This is a genomic window from Paenibacillus peoriae (genome assembly GCF_022531965.1).
GTDB lineage: Bacteria > Bacillota > Bacilli > Paenibacillales > Paenibacillaceae > Paenibacillus > Paenibacillus polymyxa_D.
Map to the genome: position 1 here is coordinate 1206099 of NZ_CP092831.1, position 23844 is coordinate 1229942.

The window sequence follows — 23844 nt, forward strand, 5'->3', positions numbered from 1 at the left end:
CAATGGGAACAATCCACTGTCCGTTTTTTATTTCCTTTTGCGTTTATGCGAATATTTAGACCTATCTTCAGCCCTCGACATGCCGTTTTCATACAGCCTTGGTGGGGGCTGTTTTATTTGGAATGAGTAAACAACACGGATTTGTGTAGGGAAATCCTCGGATATTTAAACGCGTTTGAAGGAACGGCAAAACTATAATAATAGGGAATTTAATTTATGTAAGCGCAATCATTTTGGCGTACTTGCTTGTCATCACAATACAATTGAGGAGGACGACTTGAATGGCTCAAAGGAAAGGCGCATGGCGAAAGGGAACCTTGACCGCTGCGCTGGCAACCATGCTGGCGATGACGGGCACGACTGGAGGAGTGGCTGCGGAAGATTTGTCCGAACCGACACTACAGGCGGAATCAGCCATTGCAGTTGAACAGAACCGTAGCGGTAGCATTCAGCTGGAAAAGTTGGATCGCGGACTGGTAGCTGCGGTGACGCAGGAAGGGGTCTTTTTAAGCTGGCGGTTATTGGCTCAAGAAGTGAACGGTTACGGTTCAACGGGGCTGACAGGAGCGGACTTCAACGTATACCGTGACGGTAAGAAGATTGCGACAGTGACCGACAGTACCAACTATGTGGATAAGGAAGGGAATGGTAAATCAGTATACAGAGTGGCTTCAGTCGTTAATGGGCGGGAAAAGGATCGTAGCGCTAAAGTGAAGCCATGGCAGCAGGGTTACTATGAACTTCCTCTCCAAAAGCCTGCCGATGGGGTAACACCCGCAGGTGAATCCTATACGTATTCGGCCAACGATATGAGTGTGGGGGATGTGGATGGAGACGGACAATATGAATTTTTTGTAAAATGGGACCCGTCGAACTCCAAAGATGTATCTCAGAAGGGGTATACCGGAAATACGTATGTTGATGCGTATACGGCCGAAGGCAAGCTGCTGTATCGGATCGACCTAGGCGTGAATATTCGATCAGGTGCGCATTATACACAGATGATGGTGTACGATTTTGACGGCGATGGTAAAGCCGAGCTGATGTTCAAAACGGCTCCAGGGACCAAAACGATTTCTTTTGATAAGAAGGGCAAGGCGAAAAAAGAAAAGTATATTACTCTGCCACGTGAGGATCGCAAAGCAGGGATTACACATGAGGACGATTACCGTTTGAGTCGTTCGGATTATTATGAGCATGTGGTGAACATGTTCATGAACTGGACGAAGCATGAAGAAGTGGTCAAGGGACAATGGCCTGCTACGCTGGAGGAATGCTTTGGCATCGCTCCGAAGTACAGTTATCCGTTATCCCGAAAGGATGCGGAAAGCCTGACAGACTACTTTATGGATGTATATGCACCATCACGGAGCGACAAAAACAAGCTGAGAGAGTTCGAGGGCTTTATTGTCGATGGACCAGAGTATTTGACAATTTTCAAGGGGAAAACGGGAGCTGAGCTGGATACCGTCCGCTATGAGCCGGAGCGTCATGACGATGGCCTCATGTGGGGCGACTACGCCATGGCCCGAATTGAACCCGCCAACCGTGTAGACCGCTTCCTGGCAGGTGTGGCCTATCTGGACGGCCGCAAGCCGTATGCCGTATTTGCACGCGGCTATTATACGCGTTCCACTTTGGCCACCTACACATGGGATGGTCGCCATCTCCAAAAACATTGGATGGTGGACAGTGGCTGGACACCAATGACCAATCCATTTAACGATGGTCCGCACGGGCGTGATGGAACGGACCCGAAATTTGGCACCTTGACCACACAGGGAGCGCATTCTTTGAGCGTGGTGGATGTGGACGGTGACGGCAAGGACGAAATCGTATACGGTTCCGCCACGATTGACCATGATGGCAGCCTGTTGTACAGCTCATTTGATGTCATGCCTCCTGAAAGTGCAACTCCGGGTCAAACCGCCAGATTGGGGCACGGCGATGCACTGCATGTAACCGATATTGACCCGGATCGCCCCGGCAAAGAAATCTTTATGGTACATGAAGGTGGCACTTACGCTCCATATGGCTATTCTTTGCGGGATGCCAAAACAGGTGAAATCATTTACGGCGCATATTCCGGCAAGGATACAGGTCGGGGAATGGTCGGTGACATAGACCCGGATCAGCGAGGTCTGGAGACCTGGGCCATAGGCCTGTGGACCGCAGCGGGCAAACAACTGGATACGAAGATGCCGGGTACCAATATGAGTATCAAATGGGCAGCTGATATGACCACACAAATCGTAAACGGCGCAATTGATGTAACCCCAACCATTGAGGATTGGAAACGAGGTACATTGCTGACCGCTACTGGAACCAAAACGAATAACTATACGAAAGGAACTCCATCGCTGGTAGCCGACATTTTCGGAGATTGGCGGGAGGAAATGCTCGTCCGTACAGCGGATAGCTCAGCCATCCGTATCTATCTGAGCACAGAACCTACGACGCATAAATTGTACACGTTGATGCATGATCCGCAGTATCGCACGGATGTGGCGCGTCAAAATACCGGGTATAACCAGCCGTCCTACACGAGCTTTTATTTTGCATCCGATATGGATTGGGCGAATGTGCCGATTCCCAAGCTCTACACGCCAAAAGCCTTAATAGAGGAAGAGAGCAGTGACGAAGCGGATGAAGTAGAGGCAGCAGAGGTAGATGAAAAAGAAGTCGATGGAACGATAGTCGATGGAACGATAGTCGATGGGACGAAAATAGATGTGAAGGAATGATAAGCGGAGACTATTTCCCAAAATATATAATAAAAAATTAAAGTTTCTTATCTCAAAAGGAGAGCCGTATTTACGGACTCTCTTTTTTTACGTCTTGATGTTATTGAGAATATGAAATGTAACCGCGCACATGTAAAGTGTACGATATATTACTTGACGTAAAATTTGACACATATGTGAATTGAGGATAAATGTCAGGGATTTCATGGAGAAGTGAATTGACTGTATTTGTCCCTGTCTCTAAGATGTAATTATATTCCAGACAAAAACAGAGATTTATGTAAGGGAATATAACGTAGAGAGGAGGGAATGAATGGACTCTTTAGCTGATCTCTCGGAAACCCCCTTAGCATTAGAAACTCTCAGACGACATCCCTGTTATAACGAAGAGGCACATCGCTATTTTGCGCGCATTCATCTTCCAGTAGCCCCGGCATGCAATATTCAGTGCCATTATTGCAACCGCAAATTCGATTGCGTCAATGAAAGCCGTCCCGGCGTTGTTAGTGAACTGCTTACGCCGGAGCAGGCGGCGAGCAAGACCTATGGCGTAGCGGCACAGCTGATGCAGCTGTCCGTTGTCGGCATTGCGGGACCTGGAGATCCGCTGGCCAATGCGGAGGCAACCTTCGATACCTTCCGCCGGGTCCGTGAGACAGTTAAGGACGTCATATTCTGTCTCAGCACGAATGGCCTTACTTTGATCAGGCATATCGACAGGATTGTAGAGTTGGGTATTTCGCATGTCACGATCACGATCAATGCTGTAGATCCAGTGGTGGGGAGCCGCATTTATGGATGGGTCTACGATGAAGGAAAACGCTATGCGGGTGAGGAGGCCGCACGACTGTTGATTGACCGCCAGCTGGCAGGCTTGAAGATGCTGGCTTCGAGAGGTGTATTGTGCAAGGTGAACTCGGTGCTGATTCCCGAAGTCAATGATGCCCATCTGCCGGAGGTAGCGAGGGTGGTCAAGGAGCACGGCGCGGTGCTGCACAACATTATGCCGCTCATCATCGCACCTGGTAGCCGATATGAGCAGGAAGGGATGCGGGCACCCCGTCCCCGTCTGGTCCGGCAGCTGCAGGAGCAATGTGCTGAAGCGGGAGCTGTCATTATGCGCCATTGCCGTCAGTGCAGGGCGGATGCGATTGGACTGCTGGGCGAGGATCGCAATCAGGATTTTACATGGGAGAACATTGCTGCTGCTCCTCCCATGGATGAAGAGGCAAGGGCACAATTTCAGAAAGAACTGGATGAGAAGGTGAGAGTGAGAATGGAACGCAAGGAGGGACAATCGCACCACAAACAACCGTCAACCGGTGCTGGTTGTAGCTGCCCGTTATCTGGGGATAAGCCTGAAGCGAGCTTTACCTCAAAGCCGGTCTTAATCGCTGTGGCTAGTCGTGGTGGAGGGAAGGTGAATCAGCATTTCGGTCGTGCCAAGGAATTTATGATCTATGAAAGCGACGGGACCATCGTAAATTTCATAGGCATTCGTAAGGTGCAATCCTACTGTCACGGGAAAGCCGATTGCAATGGAGATAAGGCCGAGACGATCAAGGAGATCCTTTCCATGGTACATGATTGTGCATTGCTGCTGTCGTCCGGCATAGGCGAAGCCCCCAAAGAGGCATTGCAGGAAGCGGGCGTGCTGCCTATTGTGTGCGGCGGGGATATTGAGGAGTCCGTTCTGGAATATGTAAAATTTCTGCGTTATATGTATCCTGTGCAGACGGGTAAGGGAAGTAAGCGTAATAAGGGAGTTAAGGGCAATCATTCGGATTTACCCATTGAACATTTTGGAGGCTGAGAAAATATGAGACAAATTGCGTTTTACGGTAAGGGCGGTATCGGCAAATCGACAACCTCGCAGAATACACTGGCTCAACTTGCGACCAAATTCAAACAAAAAATTATGATCGTAGGCTGTGATCCCAAGGCAGACTCCACCCGTCTTATTTTGAATACGAAGGCCCAACAGACCGTACTGCATCTGGCAGCTGAAAGGGGTACGGTGGAGGACTTGGAACTGGAGGATGTTGTCCAGAAGGGCTTCGGTGATATTCTGAACGTGGAATGCGGCGGGCCAGAGCCCGGTGTCGGCTGTGCAGGACGCGGTATCATCACAGCCATTAATTTTCTGGAGGAAGAGGGGGCCTACGAAGGGCTGGATTTCGTTTCCTACGATGTACTGGGGGACGTCGTGTGCGGGGGGTTCGCCATGCCGATCCGGGAGAAGAAGGCGCAGGAAATCTACATCGTATGCTCAGGCGAGATGATGGCTATGTACGCTGCCAACAATATTGCGCGCGGGATCTTGAAGTATGCCAACAGCGGCGGGGTGCGTTTGGGCGGCTTAATCTGCAACAGCCGGAATACGGACCTGGAAGCGGAATTGATCACAGAGCTTGCAAGAAGATTGAACACGCAGATGATCCACTTTTTGCCGCGTGACAATGTTGTGCAGCACGCTGAGCTGCGCCGTATGACCGTTACCCAATATAACCCGGAACATAAGCAGGCTGCGGAGTATGAAGAGCTGGCAGGTAAGATTTTGAATAATGACATGCTAACGGTTCCCACGCCCATTTCCATGGAAGATCTGGAGGATCTATTGATGGAATTCGGCATTATTGAGGATGAAGAAACCGCAATTAACAAAGCTGAGGCGTCCGGGCAGTAGGCTGTAGCCAGAAGGCTTAATGACGGAACCATCGTGTAATGATGGGAGGAGCTGAACGCGCAGCTCGCAGGAGGGAGGAATAGGCCAAATGAGCAGTATTGTGGATAAGGGTAAGCAGATCGTAGAGGAGATACTGGAGGTATATCCCAAGAAGGCCAAGAAGGATCGGACCAAGCATTTTGAGATCGCGGATGAGGAGCTTGTGAACTGCGGAACCTGTTCCATCAAGTCCAACATGAAATCACGGCCTGGCGTCATGACAGCAAGGGGCTGTGCTTATGCAGGCTCCAAGGGTGTGGTATGGGGCCCGATTAAAGACATGGTGCACATTAGCCATGGTCCCATCGGCTGCGGACAGTACAGTTGGGGTACCCGACGCAATTATGCGAATGGGATATTGGGAATCGATAATTTTACCGCCATGCAGATTACAAGCAATTTTCAGGAAAAAGATATCGTGTTCGGTGGAGATAAGAAGTTGGAGGTGATCTGCAGGGAAATTAAGGAGATGTTCCCGCTGGCTAAGGGTATCTCCGTGCAATCTGAATGTCCGGTCGGACTGATTGGTGATGATATCGGGGCCGTGGCCAAGAAGATGACAGAGGAGCTGGGCATTCCGGTCATTCCTGTACGCTGTGAGGGCTTTCGCGGGGTGAGTCAGTCTCTGGGCCATCACATTGCCAATGATGCTATCCGCGATTTTCTAATGGGGCGCCGAGAACTGAAGGAGTGCGGGCCTTATGATGTCTCCATTATCGGAGACTACAATATCGGCGGTGATGCCTGGGCGTCGCGCATTTTGCTGGAGGAAATGGGACTGCGGGTCATAGCGCAGTGGTCGGGTGACGGTACGATCAATGAGCTGGGGATTGCGCATAAATCCAAGCTCAACCTGATCCATTGTCATCGTTCCATGAATTATATGTGCACAACAATGGAGCAGGAATACGGAATTCCCTGGATGGAATATAACTTCTTCGGCCCGACCAAGACGATGGAGAGCCTCAGAGCGATTGCTGCCCGCTTCGACGAGACGATTCAGGAAAAATGTGAGCAGGTCATCGCCCAATATATGCCGCAGATGGAGGCGGTCATCCGTAAATATCGCCCACGTCTGGAAGGTAAAAAGGTGATGCTTCTGATTGGCGGGCTGCGGGCAAGGCATACCATCGGGGCCTATGAGGATCTGGGTATGGAAATTGTGGCTACAGGCTATGAATTTGCCCATAAGGATGATTACGAAAAGACGTTTCCCGATGTAAAAGAAGGCACCATTCTGTACGATGATCCAACGGCATATGAGCTGGAGGAACTGGCCCAGCGGCTGAATATTGACTTAATGGGCGCCGGAGTCAAGGAGAAATACGTGTATCACAAAATGGGCATTCCCTTCCGTCAAATGCACTCCTGGGATTACAGCGGGCCTTATCATGGTTTTGACGGCTTTAAGATTTTTGCACGTGATATGGATATGACCATAAACAGTCCAGTATGGAGCCTGCTGCCCTCACGGCAGACTGCGGAGGTGCCGGTATGAGCGAGCGTCCGAATATTGTCGATCACAATCAGCTGTTTCGGCAGGATAAATATGTGCGCCAGCGTGAAGAAAAACGAGCCTTCGAGGCCCCATGTTCGCCGGAGGAGGTTACCGACACCCTGGAGTACACCAAGACCAAGGAATACAAAGACAAGAATTTTGCCCGTACAGCCGTAGTCGTGAATCCGGCCAAGGCTTGTCAGCCGCTGGGAGCGGTTATGGCTGCACTGGGCTTCGAAAAAACGCTCCCGTTCATTCATGGTTCACAGGGCTGTACGGCTTATTTTCGCAGTCATCTTGCCCGCCACTTCAAAGAGCCTGTTCCTGCCGTCTCCACCTCGATGACCGAGGATGCCGCCGTATTCGGCGGCATGCGCAACCTCATTGACGGTATAGAGAACTGCATTGCCTTGTATCAGCCGGAGATGATTGCGGTATGCACGACCTGTATGGCAGAGGTGATCGGGGATGATCTGTCTGCCTTCCTGGCCAATGCCCGTCAGGAGGGAGTCCTTCCTGAGGATATGCCAGTTCCTTTTGCCAATACCCCCAGCTTCTCTGGTTCACATATTACAGGCTATGACGCCATGCTGCGCTCTGTACTGGAGACGCTGTATAACAAGTCAGGCCGGACGGCGCAGCCTGGTCATGAATTGAAGCTGAATGTACTGCTCGGGTTTGACGGGTATACGGGCAATTTTGCGGAAATGCGGCGCATGCTGGGGATGTTCGGCGCTACGTATACCATTCTGGGTGACCACAGCAGTAATTTTGATTCAGGGGCCACTGGAGAGTACAGCTACTATTACGGGGGAACGCCGCTTGAGGATGTGCCTAAGGCCGCAGATGCTGCCGGCACGTTGGCGATTCAGCAGTACTCTCTTCGTAAAACACTAGGCTATATGAAGCAAACCTGGGGGCAGCAGGTGTCCTCCATCTCCACACCGCTGGGCATCCGGGCTACAGATCGCTTGCTTGAGGAGATTAGCCGCCTGTCTGGAAGGGAAATTCCCGAGGCATTGAAGCAGGAGCGCGCCCGAATTGTGGATGCCATGATGGATTCACATGCTTATCTGCACGGCAAACGAGTGGCTATGGCAGGAGACCCGGACATGCTCATCGGCTTGATTGGCTTTTGTCTGGAGCTGGGCATGGAGCCGGTGCATATTGTTTGCTCCAATGGGGACCGAAAATTTGAGAAGGAAGCAGAGCTTCTGCTGAAGTCCAGCCCTTACGGTGCAGAAGCCACGGTTCATTCCGGTCAGGATTTGTGGCATATGCGTTCGCTGCTGTTCCAGGACCCGGTGGACCTGGCTATTGGCAGCTCCCATCTGAAGTTTGCAGCGAAAGAGGCGGAAATTCCTTTGCTTCGTGTAGGCTTTCCGATCTTCGACAGGCATCATCTGCATCGTTATCCGATTATCGGCTACCAGGGTGCGCTGAATCTGCTCACCCAATTCGTGAATACCATACTAGATGTCATGGAGGAGCAGGCTCCGGATCATAGCTTTGATCTGGTGCGCTAATTGCTGTATCGCGTAGAAGGAAGTTGACAGCTTGGCTTGTGATTTCAATGGATTCTATCTGAAATAAGGGGGTGTGTGGATGGAGCCGGCTGTGTCTAACGGAAGGCTGGAGGTATCCTGCGGCAATAAAATTCCCAAAAGCACGCCCTGTCCCCGGCCTGTGCCGGGAGAGGCTTCGGGTGGCTGCTCCTTTGACGGGGCCCAGATTACACTGATCCCCATTGCAGATGCGGCTCATCTGGTGCACGGGCCAATTGCGTGTCTCGGCAATAGCTGGGAGAGCAGAGGCAGTCTGTCCAGCGGCCCAGAGCTGTCGGCTTATGGCTTCACTACTGATCTTGGAGAACAGGACATCATTTTTGGTAGTGAACAGAAGCTGCATGAATCGATCCGCTACATTGTCAGCCGCTTTGCTCCTCCCGCTGTGTTTGTCTATACCACATGTGTCACAGCCCTCACTGGTGAAGATATCGAGGGGGTTTGCAAGGCTGAATCGGAGCGGCTGGGGACGCCGATCATTCCGGTGAACAGTCCGGGATTTGTGGGCAGTAAGAATCTCGGAACCCGGCTGGCCGGAGATGTGCTGTTCCAGCATATTATCGGCAGCACCGAGCCGGAACAGACAACCTCCCATGATATCAATCTCATTGGGGAATACAATATTGCGGGCGAGATGTGGCATATCGAGCGGCTGATGCAGCAGGCGGGAATGAGTATCCTGTCCCGAATTACCGGGGACGGTCGGTTCCGCGAGGTGGGCTGGGCGCACCGTGCCAAGGCCAACATGGTCGTATGCAGCCGGGCTTTGCTGGGTCTGGCAGTCCAAATGGAGCGTAAATACGGCATTCCTTATTTTGAAGGTTCATTTTATGGAGCAAAGGAGACGAGTTATTCCTTGCGGCAGATGGCTTACCTGACCGGAGATCGTGATGTGGAGCGACGGGTGGATAAGCTGGCCGCACGGGAGGAAATGAGGCTATCGCTGGAGCTGGAGCCCTACCGCAAGCAGCTGAAAGGAAAGCGGGCAGTGCTCTATACCGGGGGTGTAAAGAGCTGGTCTGTCATTACGGCTTTGCAGGAGCTGGGCATAAAGGTGGTTGGTGTAGGCACGAACAAGAGCACTGCCGAGGATGTATCCCGGATTGCTGACCGTATCGGGGATGATGCAGAATACATCCCGGAAGGAGGCGCCCGGCAGATTCTCAAGACCGTACGGAGCCGCAAGGCAGACATGGTCATTGCCGGAGGCCGGAACATGTATATGGCGCTTAAGGAACAGATTCCTTTTGTGGACATCAATCAAGAGCGGCACAAAGCCTATGCGGGCTATGACGGGCTGTTGTCTCTGGCGAAACAGCTTGTGCATACGCTGCAGCATCCAGTATGGGAGCTGACCGCCAAATTGGCTCCATGGGAGGAGGAGACGGAATTTGCTGATTAAATCCGCCACGAAGCCTGTCAGTGTCAACCCGCTCAAGGTAGGACAGCCTTTGGGCGGCGTGCTGGCTCTGCAGGGGATGTATCGCTCAATGCCTTTGCTGCACGGCGCTCAGGGCTGCTCGGCCTTCTCCAAGGCGCTGCTGACTCGCCATTTTCGAGAGCCGATTGCCGTTCAGACCTCTGCGTTGCAAGAGATGGACGTTATATTTGATGCAGACCGGAATCTGGAGGAGGCGCTGGATCATATCTGGTCCAAACACCATCCAGATGTCATCGGCGTTATCAGCACGGCCCTCACTGAGGTGGCAGGCGTTGACTTTCAGTCTAGGGTAAAGGCGTTCAAGCGAGAACGGGCATTGAAGGACAGTCTGCTGTTTTCTGTATCGCTGCCTGATTTTCACGGCTCTCTGGAGACGGGCTACAGCAGTACAGTAGAGTCACTAATGGATGCCGTACTCGGGTTGGCCGGGGGCAAGTCCCCCAAAAAACAGCGCCGGACGCAGGTCAATCTGCTGCCGGCTTCTTATCTGACTGCCGGAGATGTCATGGAAATCAAGGATATTATCGCTTCCTTCGGCCTGGAGGTTATTACGCTCCCCGATATTTCCACTTCCTTGTCCGGTCACCTGCTGACAGGCTTTTCCCCTTTGACGAGAGGGGGGACTCCGCTGGATTCAGCCTGCCAGATGCTGGAGTCTTCCTGCACCATTGCCATTGGCGCGAGCATGGAGCGTCCGGCGCGCAGGCTGACTCATGCTGCAGGTATTCCCTACCACTTGTTCGCTGGTCTGTCTGGCTTGGCCGCGAGTGATGCGTTCATACATTTTCTGCAGAAAATCAGCCGCGAGCCAGCCCCCGTTCGCTTCCGTTGGCAGCGTGAAAATCTGTTGGACAGCATGCTGGATGCCCATTTCTATTATTCTGGCGCTTCGGCTGTAGTGGCGCTAGAACCGGATCATATGCTGTCGACCGCAGCCTGGCTGGAGGAGATGGGAGTGGAACTGAAGCGGCTAATTACACCCTGCAGCACGCCCGCACTGCAAAAGACAGAACGGGAAGTCTGGATCGGTGACCTGGATGATGCAGAGGAGAGCGCGCAGGGTGTTGATTTGTGGATCAGCAACTCACATGGAAGAAAGGGAGCGGCACGGGCTGGGGCCTCATTCGTACCGGCAGGCTTGCCGGTGTATGACGAGCTAGGCGCCCACACATCCGTAAGCGTCGGATACCGTGGAACCATGGAGTGGGTGAACAAAGTAGGCAATGTATTGCTTGCCGAGAGGGGGAGGGGAGGATGAAGGTTGCATTTGCGACGGAAGACGGCGTGCTTGTGAATGCTCATTTTGGGCAGAGTCCCATGTTCACTATATTCGAAATCCGGCACTCAGGCGTCCAGTTCCTGGAGCATCGGCGGATAGCCCTGGGGAGCGATGAGAATGAGGCGGGCAAGATCGCCAGCCGAATTGGCCTGATCGAGGATTGTGCCTTGATCTTCCTGGTACAGATTGGCGCTTCCGCCGCCGCACAGGTTACCAAGCGGACCATTATGCCTGTGAAGGTGGCCTTCGGTAGCACCATTGAGGAGCAGGTCCAGCGTCTCCAGAATATGCTGACTCGCAATCCGCCCATGTGGCTTGCCAAAATCCTGCATGCTGAGGAGGGCAGCGGCAAAGCCGAATCATGAGCCCTCCTGTAAGGAAGAGCAACCATATAGGGTATTAAGATCCTGCAGACCGAATATCTTAAAGGCGGGAGCCGCACATGGAGGGGGTGGACGAATGGTACAACTGCTGGAAGACAGTAGATACGGACGCCAGTTGAAGCTGCTGGGAGTGGAAGGTCAGAACAGGCTAAAGCAGGCTACGGTTATGGTTGCAGGCATCGGAGGATTGGGAGGGGCAGCGGCCATGTACCTGGCCGCTGCCGGAGTAGGAAAGCTGATATTGGCCCATGAGGGCGTAATCCATCTGCCCGATATGAACCGGCAGGTGCTGATGGACAGCGGACGAATCGGGGAGGAACGGATGGAGACGGCATTACAGCATTTGCATCGTATCAATCCGGAGACCGAGCTTGAGGGCCACGCCCACAGAATCACGGAAGAATCCTCTGGACCATGGGTAGAAGCGTCGGATATCGTGATTGATGCACGATATGACTTTCCGGAAAGATATGCGCTGAACAGACTATGTGTTCGACATGGAAGACCGATGATAGAAGCGGCCATGTACGCCTATGAAGTATCATTGATGACCATTGATCCCGGTAAGACGGCATGCCTGGAATGTCTTTACCCGGAAGGCGGACAGCCTTGGGAACCTCTGGGATTCCCGGTCCTGGGAGCCACCTCCGGCTTGATTGGCTGCATGGCTGCACTGGAAGCGGTCAAATGGATTACAGATGCGGGCAATCTGTTCACTGACCGCATGTACCGTATGAATGTGCTGGATATGAGCAGCTGCACCATAGCGGTCAAACGCAACCCGCGTTGTCCGTGCTGCGGAACGGGAGGGGATACAGATGAGTCGGTTGCATATTTGTGATACGACACTTCGTGACGGAGAACAGGCTCCGGGCGTTGCCTTTTCAGCCGAGGAAAAAACTGAAATTGCCATCATGCTGGACTCGGCGGGGGTGGAGCAGGCTGAGATCGGAATTCCGGCAATGGGAAAGACGGAGTGCAGGTCTATTGCCAGGATTGCTGCTCTCGGACTTCAGATGAAGCTAATGACCTGGAATCGCGCGGTGTTCACGGATATTGATGCAACTGAATCGACAGGTGTCGGCTGGGCCCATATTTCGGTTCCCGTGTCGACGGTGCAGATGAAGTCCAAGCTGGGTATGAATCCTGAGCAGGTGACGGAGCTGATCCGCAAGTCTGTCGATTACGCTCTGTGTAAAGGATTGACTGTTTCCGTAGGCTTTGAGGATGCTTCAAGGGCAGATGACCTGTTCCTTGAGCAGTTGGCGAATCAGCTCTATAGGGATGGCATCCGGCGCTTCAGATATGCCGATACGCTGTCCGTTCACCATCCCGCTGCCATAGCTGCCCGTATAGACAGGCTTGTATCGCGCGTGCCACAGGATGTGGAGCTTGAGATTCACTGTCATAATGATTATGGCCTGGCGCTTGCCAATACCCTGGCAGCTTTGCAAGCGGGAGCTGTCTGGGCCAGTACCACGGTGTCGGGACTTGGGGAAAGGGCAGGTAATACCGCGCTGGAGGAGGTGGTGATGTCGTGGAGGGACCTATATCAAGGAACCTGCAGCGTCCGTCCCGAACTGCTGAACCCGCTGGCTGCACTGGTGTCCAAAGCCTCCAACCGAATCATTCCTGAAGGCAAGCCCATTGTGGGAGACATGGTATTCGCCCATGAATCCGGCATACATATCAACGGTCTGCTAAAGGAGCGCGCCGCCTATCAGGCGCTTGATCCGACTGAGCTGGGCACTGACCATTCCTTCGTACTCGGCAAGCATTCGGGCAGAAGTGCAGTTCAATATATGCTGGAGCAGGAAGGAATCGAGGCAGGCTCCGGTGAAATCAAGTTCCTGCTGGAGCGGCTTCGCCTAGTCGGTGAAGATCCCAAGCGTGTCATCCATAGCGCGGATTTAAGACGCTGGCTGCAGTATTATCCGGCAGAGCTGCCGAAATAACCGAAAAAGCGTTCCCGTCCGGTAAGTGTGACCGTGACTGGAACGCTTTCTTGCATATCTTTTAATTTCACAACCGGAGTCTCCAATTTGCTGGTTAAACGAAGCCGTTCAGAAGGGTATAATAAAATATAGTGCTGTATAAAGTGCGTATATATGGTTTTACAGTAGGTCTTGATTCATATAACCATTACACGCTGATCTGGAAGGACGGCTATGGGCAATTGGAGGAATGCTTGTGGGAATGATGTTTTCTTTTCTAAAAAAATATCGGGTTCCAGCCATCGCAGCGCTCGTGATGATGCTGCTGGAATTGACGGTAGAGCTATCACAGCCATATTTGATCTCCAAAATCATTGATGAGGGCATCCGGCAGCAAGATTTATCCGTCGTCTGGTTATGGGGCAGTGTACTGGTGGGGAGTGCCGTTATCGCTTTTATGGCGGGCATATCCAGCTCTTTTTTTGCTTCACATGCAAGTCAGGGCTTCGGCTATGATTTGCGGGAAAAGCTGTATCGTAAAGTGCAATCCTTTTCATATCCTGTGTTTAAACGTTTTGCCACTTCGTCACTGATTACGCGCCTGACCGGGGATGTCACGCAAGTACAGGATACGGTGTTTATGAGCCTGCGGTTTATGACACGGGTTCCGCTGGTGGTCATCGGCAGTATTGTGATGGCACTGGTTGTACATTTCAGGCTTGGGCTGCTACTGGCGGTTATGGCCCCGGTGCTGTTCGTGTTTGTGCTGGTAATGATGCGGCGAACGGTCACTTTGTTTAAGGGTGTCCAGCGTCGCTTGGATGACGTTAATGGAGTGATTCAGGAGAACCTGACAGGCATCCGACTCATCCGGGTTTTTGTGCGGATGCGGCATGAAATCGAACGTTTTGCCCATTACGGAGGCGAATTGATGAAAGGGACGGTGTCCGCTCTACGCTGGACAGAAACGACGATGCCGTTCATTTTATTTACGATGAATGCAGGGATTATTGCAGTACTTTGGTTCGGACGCGGTCAAATTTCCACTGGGGATGCCAGTGTAGGACAGGTGGTCGCCGTCGTCAATTATTCACTGCGGACGATTGGAGCCTTGTCTGCCTTATCAGGTATCGTTGTTGTATTTTCCCGAGCTACTGCATCTACCGGACGGATTCGTGAGGTATTGGACACATCTAATGAAGATGGGTCAGAGCTGGAGTCTGTTTCAACACATCATACACGGATTAAGGGACAGGTGGAAATGGACCGGGTGAGCTTTCGTTATCCGGGCAGTGATCTGGCTGTCCTAAAGGATATATCTTTTAGGGCGCAACCGGGCGAGCGGATAGCTATTATGGGGGCCACAGGCTCGGGAAAATCCTCACTTGTGCAGTTGATTACGCGTCTGTATGAAGAAGATGAAGGTCATGTGCGTTTTGACGGAAAGGACGCTCGTGAACTGGATGCGTCCATATTACGAGAGGCTATTGGCTATGTCCCTCAGGAGGTACTGCTATTCACCGGCTCGATTCGGGATAATATTGCTTGGGGGCTGGAGAATGCCAGCCTGAAGCAAATTCAGGAAGCCGCACGCATGGCGCAAATCCATCATATGATTGAACGCTTGCCGCAAGGCTATGACACGATGCTCGGACAGCGTGGCGTCAATCTGTCTGGCGGACAGAAACAGCGGCTTTCGATTGCCCGCGCACTGGTGCGCCAGCCGGCAGTGCTGATTTTGGACGACAGCACAAGTGCGCTGGATGTAGGGACAGAAGCAGCACTACTGAATGCACTCGATGGCCTGTCCTGCACGACATTTCTCATTACGCAGAAGATCAGCTCGACCGCATCGGCAGATCAGATTTTACTGCTGGATGAGGGCCGCCTGATGGCAAGTGGAAGTCATGAGCATCTCATGGATAGCTCGGATCTATATCGGCGTATCTATGAATCACAATACGGAAAGGAGGAGTCCCATGTTCAAGGAACTCATTGAACCGTTCCGTCAGCCTACACCGCCGTCCGGTGTGCTGCGAAATCCGGCGGGAGCTGAAGGACGCCGCAAGGCCAAAGCGAAGAACTGGTCTGGCACCTTAGGACGGATATGGGCTTATCTGGCTCGCCGTAAGGCCAAACTGATGCTGGTATTGTTCATGGTACTGCTCAGCTCCGGGCTAGCTCTGCTGGGTCCATATCTGGTCGGCGTAGCGGTAGATGATTTTCTCGAAGGTCCGGGTGGACGCACGTGGATTTATTTTCTCATCGGATTAGGGGCTGCATATCTGCTCAACTCGCTAACCTCCTGGCTGCAAAATATCTGGATGATTGAGATTGCCCAAGAGACGGTGTACCGCATGCGTTTCGAACTGTTTTCACATTTGCATCGACTACCGATTCCTTTTTACGGCAAACGTCAGCAGGGCGAGATCATGAGCCGTCTGACTAATGATATCGAAAATGTCAGTTCTACGCTGAACAGCTCCGCCATTCAGATTTTTTCGAGCATATTGACGTTAATCGGTACACTCACGGTGATGCTGTGGTTAAGCCCGCTGATGACCCTGCTGACCTTTATCGTGGTGCCGTTAATGGCTACCGGGATGCGCTGGATTACACGTCGTACCGGGCCCTTATATAAGGAACGCCAGAAGAATGTGGGCGAACTGAACGGATACATCGAAGAAACGCTGTCCGGGCAGCAGATTATTAAAGCATTTTCGCAGGAAAAGAGAGTCATCCATGGATTTGCTGAGCGCAATGACCGTATTCGGCTGTCGGGCTTCTGGGCCCAAACGATTTCAGGCTTTATACCGAAGCTGATGAACGGACTGAATAATCTCAGCTTTGCTATTGTAGCGGGGATCGGTGGGATTTTGGCCATTCGAGGCTCCATCACTATAGGTACAATTATTGTATTCGTAGAATATGCCCGCCAGTTCACTAGACCGCTGAACGATCTGGCTAACCAGTGGAACACCCTGCTGTCCGCCATTGCCGGAGCTGAGCGTGTATTTGAAATATTGGATGAAGATGAAGAGTCCAAGGATGAACGCGGCGCAGTGGAGGTAGAGCATGTAAAGGGGGAGGTACGGTTTTCGGATGTTTCCTTCGGCTATGATGAGGGAAGCGCTACGCTGGAAGGTATCTCTTTTGAAGCCAAACCTGGTGAAATGATCGCGCTGGTTGGTCCGACCGGGGCAGGAAAAACGACACTAATTCAGCTTCTTTCCAGATTTTATAGCCCCGACAAGGGAACGATTACGCTGGACGGGCGCGATATCACCACCATACAGCGTGAAAGCTTGCGCTCCCGCATGGCATTTGTGCTACAGGACTCCTTCCTGTTTCAGGGGACGATTCGTGAAAATATCCGCTTCGGCAGACTGGACGCCACCGATGAGGAGGTTGAACAAGCATCGAAACTGGCCAACGCCCATTCCTTTATCATGCGGATGAAGGACGGATACGACAAGGTGCTTGAAGTGAACGGCAGCGGCATTAGTCAAGGGCAAAAACAACTGCTGGCTATTGCCCGTGCTATTTTGGCCAACCCTTCCATCCTTGTACTCGACGAGGCAACCAGCAGCATCGACACCATTACCGAGATGAAGATACAAGAAGGACTGGAGCGGCTCATGCAGGGGCGAACAAGTTTCGTCATCGCGCATCGGCTGAATACCATTCGTCAGGCTGACCGGATTCTGGTCTTGAAGGATGGCCGTCTGGAGGAGCAGGGCTCTCATGATGAGCTGCTGACCCATAAAGGCTTTTACAACGACTTATATTATGGTCAGTTGAGAAAGCAAAGCTCTTAAGCCGGCTCGCGATTAACAGATTTACAGGCATACTTAAAAGGACTACCCCGGGGACGGTCCTTTTTAAGTATGCCTTTTTACAGATATGTACTTTTAAAGAGGCGTTTGAAATGAAGATACTGCTTTCACAATAATAAATATACCCATACCCCGTATATGTATGTTAGTATGGGTGTGCAAGAATAAAATCCCACTTCAAAGGAGAGTCATCATGAAAATCGCAATCATGCTTTTCGATGGAATCACAGCATTAGATGCCATAGGTCCATATGATGTATTTGCTGCTACACTGAAATGTGAAGTGAAGTTTGTCGCTAAGAAAAAAGGGTTAGTCAAACTGGACTCAAATATGGGTTATTTGCATGCCGATTACAGTTTTTCTGAAGTACCTTCAGCTGATATTCTTGTTGTTCCAGGCTGCAGTCCGCCAAATTATAAAACTCCAATGAATGACGAAGAAACGTTAAACTGGATTCGCCAAATACATGAAACTACGAAATGGACCACGTCGGTTTGTAATGGCTCTCTGATTTTGAGCGCCGCAGGCCTGTTAAATGGAACCGTAGCCACCAGTCATTGGGGCTCCTTAGACCTGCTTCAATCTCTTGGAGCCATTCCAACAGATGAGAGAGTGGTTCGTCAGGGCAAAATCATTACAGCAGCCGGTGTCTCCTCTGGTATTGATATGGCACTCCAGTTAATAGCTTGGGAATTGGGAGAAGACATGAGTAAAGGAGTCCAGCTGATTTTGGAATACGATCCTCAGCCTCCGTTTGACACGGGTTCACCCAAGAAAGCACCTGCTATATTGGTAGAACAAATAAGAGGTATGTTACAAGAGTTTGCAAAAAGGGAGCCTCATGTGTAAATCAAGAATAACAAGATCTCTTCTCGGTATTAGCTTGGCTTAATAGATTTGTATTTTTATTTACAATGGCCCCTATTTCAACTAATATAGTTTACACATAGTAAAGGGTTACATGGTGTAAATGGTTGGAGGGGGTTACAAACATGAGCAGCTTACCTAAGTCTGCTACATTTCCACTTTTCATTCTGATGCTGAATTTGTTTATTGCTTTATTAGGTCAAGGCATGGTAATTCCCATTCTGCCTGAATATCTGAAACAATTTAATGCGGCAGGAGCTGCTGCGGGGTATCTTATTGCCGCTTTTGGAGCAGCACAGTTTATTTTTTCGCCCCTAGGTGGGCAGCTTTCGGATAGATGGGGTCGAAAATCCATGATCATCACCGGTCTGTTTTTAACGGTCATTTCGGATCTCATGTTTGCTGTATCTACGACATTGCCTCTTCTATATATTGCCCGATTTATCGGGGGGATAGGTATTGGATTGATGGTTCCTTCCAATATGGCCTACGTCGCTGATATTACCACTTCTGAAACCCGAGCTAAAGGAATGGGATACTTGGGTGCTTCCATGAATTTGGGGATGGTGCTCGGTCCAGGGTTAGGTGGAATGATCGCTGAGTTTGGCATAAGGGTGCCCTATTTTTTTGCTGGTGGACTTGGACTTGTTGCTACGCTGCTTAGCTTGTATATGCCAGAGACACTACCCAAGGAAAAACGAAAACCCGCTAGCCATTGGGTCCGCCGGGAACCCATTCGCAACCAAATCCTAAATTCATTTCGGACATCCTATTTTCGTTATCTTCTCCTCATTCTGATCATGACATTAGGTTTGATGAATTACGAAACAGTGTATGCTCTTTTTGTGGAACGAAAATATGGTTTTGATGCCACTAAAATCTCAATGATCATTACGGTTGGTGCAATTATAGGCATCGTTGTACAGATATGGCTACTTGATTATCTCATCAAGAGACTTGGTGAGATGAAGCTTATACGTCTCTCTTTGATTATGACAGCCATCGCTTTACTGTTAATGATCATTAAGATTAATTTAGGTTATTTGCTGGCGGTATCTGCTCTGTTTTTTGCTTTTAATGCCTTCCTAAGGCCAACCGTAAGTACAATGATCGCGAACTCAGCTGGTGATCGCCAAGGATATGCCGCCGGATTGAATACGACGTATACCAGCCTAGGCAATATATTGGGACCCATTTTAGCGGGTTTGTTGTTTGACAAACACATTCATATTCCTTATATTTTTGGTGCACTTATCCTTGCATCTGCCCTTTTCTTAACCTTACAAAAATCGAAAAATGAGAAACGGATGGTTGTTAATGACTGAGAACTGGCACCAGAATTTGAAAAACAAAAATCGGGAAGAACTCATTGCGGCTGCAAAGGAACTTTTTATGAAGCAAAGCTTTCTCAAAGTTAATATTAAGGATGTATGCAACGTGGCTGGTGTAAGTCGAGTCACATTCTATAAGCACTTTCAGTCCATGAACGAACTGATCTTTGAGGTCCAGATGGAAATCCTTGAGAGCATGACCGAATTTGTTAGAAGGGCACCTTCAGCCGAAATGAGCGGTAAGGAGATGCTGACTTCGATGCTTGATGCATGGATTGATTACGCTTGGAAACATCCGGAATACATCAAGTTTATTCTTTTATTCGATCTGCATTACGAAGCTTATGATTCAAATCAAGAACTCAAAGAACAGTACAACAATTTTGTTAGCCGGGGAAAGGAACGACATTTCCTGATGGATGCTCTGGAAGTTGGATTTCAAGATGGATCATTAAAGTCCGACACGGAGCCCTTGAAGACCGCTCATTTTATCTTCACGTCTATGATGGGTATACTCCAGAAAATGAGTCTGACGTCCAAGGACGAACGGAATAACGAACTTGAGGATATAGAAATTGCTAACCGATTTGTGGGGATGTTGATTCAGTATTTAAGTCCAGAAAGTGATGAATCCCCTACCTTTAGGTAGAAGTCGCTGCTGTATTCCAAAGGATTATAGATCGTCCAATGGACGAAATAGAATAACATGGCTCAGTCTGCTAAACTGTGAAAATAGAGCGATTACATATACTTGTCATATTAGCCTTATCTATTTCACGGAGGTGCGGGGATGAACGGAAGTCTGTTTGAGCCACGGCTACGTGACGGGGATTATATTCCTCGCTTTTTTGCTTACTATTACAAGCAATGGCATGACTATACGATGTCTTACCACGATCATCATTCCACTGAAATTATGTACATGATTTCCGGCTTTTGCAGGGTAGATGTACAAACGGGAGAGAACACGGAAGAAAGCATCGCGCTGCGTAAAGGCGAGTTTATTATGCTGGACGCAGGTGTACCGCATCGACTGGTGGTGGAAGGAGTACAACCGTGCCGGATGCTAAATGTAGAGTTTGGTTTTACGGAAGGGGTGAGGGTAGGGCCGTCTATCCGACAAATCGCAACGGAGGAGCAGGAGGTCACGACTCTCATGTCACGTCCGTTCCCGTATCTGGTACTATCGGACCCGGAAGAGGTATATTATGCGCTGAAAAGTCTCGTGCTGGAGCTGGACCAACGAAAAGAACAGCCGGGTGCAATGGCAGAGATGCTTTTTATGCAATTGCTAGTACGAATTGCACGTCTACGGGAAGAGGCAGAGCGCAGCAACACGCAGCAAACGGATATGTACATCAAACGATGCATTGAATTTCTCCATCTGAACTATGATCGAGAGATTGTGGTCAAGGACATGGCGGCGGCCGTGAATCTGCACCCAGGTTATTTGCACCGTATTTTCAAAAAACATACGGGGCTAACACTCACCGCGTATTTAACAATGCTGCGAATGGACAAGGCCCGTATGCTTCTTCAGCAAACGGACATTCCCATTCAAGAAATTGCCGATTATGTAGGCGTAGCCAGCAGGCAGTATTTTCATATGCTGTTCAAAAAGCACACAGGCCAAACCCCTGTAGAATACCGCTCTGCTGTAGAGCGCAATGTGAGGAACTATGCGGAGGAGGAAGGGGACTGAATATATAGGAAGTTTTATGATTTATTCATATTCGCGTGGAGCTTACCTGATAAAAAGGTAGGCTTTTTTTGATTTTGAAAATAGGCAATTGGATTCAGGTTCAAAAGAATCATTTTTTGGGAATTGAAATTCATATGATTATTTTAAATTGAAGATGTTCATAGGCGAATTAACTTTATTTCTTTGAAAATGAAGACGTATTTTCACAAGTATGGATGCTTGTTTTGGGTAAAAAGAATCTGAATGATAGTAAATTTTTCATTTTTATGCATGATAATAGGTCTTATATCTTGATTGTTTTATAAGAGTTATAAATTGACAATAACAAAAACACTTCGTATGATACCTATAATGTAAGGTATAAATTGGAATTCAAATGGTTCTTTGGATTCAATTATGTTATAAAGTTCCATGAAATGAATATTGAGATTGAACATATAAAGGAGTTTTACCGTCGATGGGACATATGGATGAACAAATTGCAGACATGATTAATACTGCACGGAAGGAACAACAGGGTGCATCTGGTCTCCCGAAATCGGATTTACACAATTACATAGAATCTGAGAGCGGCTTGGAACTTTATCCACTTAAGATGCTGGACGGAGAACGAATCGCTTTTGCAGAACGTCCTTTGCTGAACGACAAAATTTCGATATGGTTGCCCCGGACTTTCACCGAGATGGGTGAGCGGGAGATTGAACTTAAATATCCTTCGAGTTATCGCCCACCGCTCATTTTGACCGATCCAACAGGGGAGATCAATTTTTCTTTTAACCTGACACCAAGCGAACTGACGGATGAGGAGCTAGAGGCGTTCACCAGCGAGATGATCTACATTTTGCACCACACGCAAAAGTTGACGGAATGGTATGCAGACGGTGTGTGCAAGGTGTACGGACGACGGGTCGGATACTGTGAATTTATGACTCCGGCTTTGAATACGCGTCTGTATAATCTGACCTTTTTTGCAGCTCTGGAAGGGCATGCGCTTATATGCTCATTTAACTGTACGGAGGAACGTATGGATACATGGCGTCCGGTCGCTCAACGTATGATGACCACACTAAAAATCCTGCCTAGTGAGGCTGAAGGAGAAGGAACATGGAGCAGATAAGCACCACCTATTCTAATCTGAAAATCACGCCTTATCAGCTTATCAATGTACAGGAGCTCTACCTGGTCAAGCAGCTGAACGACCACACTCGGTTGCGTTTTACCGCTGTCGTGCCTGAGGAACTAAAAGATACTTATGTGGATATGACCAAATTTGACTCACCTGTCGGAATCTCGCAGCTGGCTGAGGATGGCACGGAGGTTCCCTTGTTTAGCGGAACAGTGCTGGCGATTGAAGTGAAGGCGGTACGAGATGTGTACTACCTGGAGGTAGAGGCTGTGTCGCATACCTACAGGCTGGATGTACGCCCCCAAAGTCGTTCTTTTCAGGACAAAAATATGAAGGTGGATGAACTGCTGCGTCGTATTTCGCTTCTTTATCCTAGCTTGGACATCATGGATTCGGCCACCGGAGGAGCGTCGATCGGGCGGATGTGGGTGCAGTACCGCGAGACTGATTGGGCTTTTCTCAAGCGGCTGGCTTCCTATTACCATACCTCCCTTATGCCCGCGGCCATATTTGATACCCCAAAGTTCTATTTTGGCATTGAGGAAAGTGGAACAGCCGTTCAACTGGACAATTATCATTACACGGTAAGCAAAAGAATCTCGGCATATCGCTACTTTGCAGGCAATGATACAGCTTCGGTGGACGAGCAGGATTTTCTCGATTATACCGTTGAAACAGAGCAGGTGCTGGAACTGGGCAATGAAATCCAATTCCGTGGCAAAACGCTATATGTATACGAGGCACAAACTCGTATGACGCAGGGAGTACTGCTGCACACATATACCTTGACGACACATAAGGGGTTGCGACAGAAAGCGTATTATAACGAGCAGTTGACGGGTCTGTCTCTGGAGGGAAAAGTGATCGCTGTCGAACGTGATCGGGTTAAAGTGCATCTGGATATCGACCCGGAGCAGGACAAAAATACAGCCCACTGGTTTCCATATGCAACAGGGTATAGTGCAGAGGGGCATAGTGGCTGGTATGTGATGCCTGAGCTGGGGGATAAAGTGCGTATTTATTTCCCGAACCAGCATGATGACGAGGGCATCGCGAGTAGCTCGGTCCGGCAGGATCGGGGGGATGGCGGCCACAATCATTTGAAGCATCCCGACGTAAAAATTTTCCGAACGCCACATGGTAAGGAAATCCGCTTGACACCGGACGAGGTGGTGATTACCGGCAAGGATGACGCTGTTTTCATCAAGCTGAATCAGGGCGACGGTATTCATATGGTGAGCAACAAAGATATTCATTTTTCGGCAGGCGGTAACATCCACATGGAGGCGGGGCAAAAGGTGACTATTTCCGCCGGTCAGGAAATCAACCTGTCCAGCCGCAGCAGCCATATTACACTCGGTGGTGACACATCGGTCGTTGGCAGCGAAGTCAAAACGAATTGACGGAGGAAG

18 protein-coding genes are annotated in these 23844 nt (G+C 50.0%); all 18 read left to right on the forward strand.

The genetic code is table 11. From position 1 onward, the window contains the following. Window positions 1–281 precede the first annotated feature (281 nt). The 18 genes from MLD56_RS05430 to MLD56_RS05515 all read left to right on the forward strand — a co-directional run bounded on the left by MLD56_RS05430 (window position 282) and on the right by MLD56_RS05515 (window position 23835). The gene (locus tag MLD56_RS05430; protein WP_029516060.1) at window positions 282–2744 is read left to right on the forward strand and encodes a rhamnogalacturonan lyase; all 2463 of its coding nucleotides are present in this window, start codon (window positions 282–284) and stop codon (window positions 2742–2744) included. 313 nt (window positions 2745–3057) lie between these two features. Next, complete coding sequence (nifB, locus tag MLD56_RS05435; protein ID WP_029516061.1) at window positions 3058–4557, forward strand: nitrogenase cofactor biosynthesis protein NifB; 1500 nt, start codon at window positions 3058–3060, stop codon at window positions 4555–4557. Between the two features lie 6 nt (window positions 4558–4563). Beyond that, the gene (nifH, locus tag MLD56_RS05440; RefSeq protein ID WP_023987270.1) at window positions 4564–5430 is read left to right on the forward strand and encodes a nitrogenase iron protein; all 867 of its coding nucleotides are present in this window, start codon (window positions 4564–4566) and stop codon (window positions 5428–5430) included. Between the two features lie 88 nt (window positions 5431–5518). Continuing rightward, window positions 5519–6967 carry a nitrogenase molybdenum-iron protein alpha chain gene (gene nifD / locus MLD56_RS05445; RefSeq protein WP_029516062.1) on the forward strand — a complete coding sequence of 483 codons (1449 nt, stop codon included), beginning with the start codon at window positions 5519–5521 and terminating at the stop codon, window positions 6965–6967. Beyond that, window positions 6964–8493, forward strand: a complete 1530-nt coding sequence (gene nifK / locus MLD56_RS05450) for a nitrogenase molybdenum-iron protein subunit beta (protein WP_029516063.1) — start codon at window positions 6964–6966, stop codon at window positions 8491–8493. The genes nifD and nifK overlap by 4 nt, the downstream gene beginning before the upstream one ends. Window positions 8494–8572: 79 nt before the next feature. Beyond that, complete coding sequence (gene nifE / locus MLD56_RS05455) at window positions 8573–9934, forward strand: nitrogenase iron-molybdenum cofactor biosynthesis protein NifE (RefSeq protein WP_023987273.1); 1362 nt, start codon at window positions 8573–8575, stop codon at window positions 9932–9934. Then, a complete protein-coding gene (gene nifN / locus MLD56_RS05460) occupies window positions 9924–11231 on the forward strand; it encodes a nitrogenase iron-molybdenum cofactor biosynthesis protein NifN (RefSeq protein ID WP_029516064.1) in 1308 nt (435 codons plus the stop codon). The genes nifE and nifN overlap by 11 nt, the downstream gene beginning before the upstream one ends. After that, on the forward strand, window positions 11228–11617 hold the full coding sequence (locus MLD56_RS05465) for a NifB/NifX family molybdenum-iron cluster-binding protein (RefSeq protein ID WP_029516065.1): 390 nt from the start codon (window positions 11228–11230) through the stop codon (window positions 11615–11617). The genes nifN and MLD56_RS05465 overlap by 4 nt, the downstream gene beginning before the upstream one ends. A 94-nt stretch (window positions 11618–11711) precedes the next feature. Further along, complete coding sequence (locus tag MLD56_RS05470; protein WP_029516066.1) at window positions 11712–12476, forward strand: HesA/MoeB/ThiF family protein; 765 nt, start codon at window positions 11712–11714, stop codon at window positions 12474–12476. After that, entirely contained in the window at window positions 12454–13590 is a 1137-nt protein-coding gene (locus tag MLD56_RS05475) for a homocitrate synthase/isopropylmalate synthase family protein (RefSeq protein WP_029516067.1), read from the forward strand. Before MLD56_RS05470 ends, MLD56_RS05475 begins: the two co-directional genes overlap by 23 nt. A gap of 241 nt (window positions 13591–13831) precedes the next feature. Further along, a complete protein-coding gene (locus MLD56_RS05480; protein ID WP_080658585.1) occupies window positions 13832–15568 on the forward strand; it encodes an ABC transporter ATP-binding protein in 1737 nt (578 codons plus the stop codon). After that, complete coding sequence (locus tag MLD56_RS05485; RefSeq protein WP_029516069.1) at window positions 15549–17387, forward strand: ABC transporter ATP-binding protein; 1839 nt, start codon at window positions 15549–15551, stop codon at window positions 17385–17387. The genes MLD56_RS05480 and MLD56_RS05485 overlap by 20 nt, the downstream gene beginning before the upstream one ends. Before the next feature lie 211 nt (window positions 17388–17598). Further along, window positions 17599–18255 (forward strand): DJ-1/PfpI family protein, encoded by a 657-nt coding sequence (locus MLD56_RS05490; protein WP_039269397.1) that lies wholly within the window; start codon window positions 17599–17601, stop codon window positions 18253–18255. 143 nt (window positions 18256–18398) lie between these two features. Then, window positions 18399–19598 (forward strand): MFS transporter, encoded by a 1200-nt coding sequence (locus tag MLD56_RS05495; RefSeq protein ID WP_029516071.1) that lies wholly within the window; start codon window positions 18399–18401, stop codon window positions 19596–19598. Beyond that, window positions 19591–20253 carry a TetR/AcrR family transcriptional regulator gene (locus MLD56_RS05500; RefSeq protein WP_029516072.1) on the forward strand — a complete coding sequence of 221 codons (663 nt, stop codon included), beginning with the start codon at window positions 19591–19593 and terminating at the stop codon, window positions 20251–20253. The genes MLD56_RS05495 and MLD56_RS05500 overlap by 8 nt, the downstream gene beginning before the upstream one ends. A gap of 141 nt (window positions 20254–20394) precedes the next feature. Continuing rightward, the gene (locus MLD56_RS05505; RefSeq protein WP_029516073.1) at window positions 20395–21306 is read left to right on the forward strand and encodes an AraC family transcriptional regulator; all 912 of its coding nucleotides are present in this window, start codon (window positions 20395–20397) and stop codon (window positions 21304–21306) included. Between the two features lie 457 nt (window positions 21307–21763). After that, the gene (locus tag MLD56_RS05510; RefSeq protein WP_029516074.1) at window positions 21764–22423 is read left to right on the forward strand and encodes a hypothetical protein; all 660 of its coding nucleotides are present in this window, start codon (window positions 21764–21766) and stop codon (window positions 22421–22423) included. Further along, window positions 22411–23835 (forward strand): hypothetical protein, encoded by a 1425-nt coding sequence (locus tag MLD56_RS05515; protein ID WP_039269399.1) that lies wholly within the window; start codon window positions 22411–22413, stop codon window positions 23833–23835. The genes MLD56_RS05510 and MLD56_RS05515 overlap by 13 nt, the downstream gene beginning before the upstream one ends. Window positions 23836–23844: the final 9 nt, after the last annotated feature.